The following is a 244-nucleotide window of genomic DNA, read 5'->3' as shown; positions in this document are numbered from 1 at the left end:
GGCCAGGCCTTTGCGCGAGCGGGTGAGGGCGTGGTGCACGGCGGTGTCGGCGAGGATCCAGATCAGCCAGGAGAAAATCAGCGTGCCGATCAGGCTGAACAGTTTGACGCTGATGTCATGGCCATCGCCTTCGGCGAACGCGATCAGCGAATGGCCCCAGACGCGCAGGCCCAGTTCGATGAAGATCAGCCACACCAGCAAATGCGTCAGGGTGTAGAAGAAGTTTTTCAGTCGCTCCGAATAC

Annotated in this window: 1 protein-coding gene; it reads right to left on the bottom strand. The window is 59.8% G+C overall.

Annotated elements, in window-relative coordinates:
• Positions 1-244, bottom strand: a 244-nt coding sequence (locus tag AAEY83_RS17830) for a hypothetical protein (RefSeq protein ID WP_351061348.1), incomplete at both ends; no start/stop codon positions are given.

The organism is Psychrobacter sp. TB20-MNA-CIBAN-0197 (genome assembly GCF_040309765.1).
GTDB lineage: Bacteria > Pseudomonadota > Gammaproteobacteria > Pseudomonadales > Moraxellaceae > Psychrobacter > Psychrobacter submarinus.
This window is presented reverse-complemented; position numbering and strand designations above follow the sequence as displayed.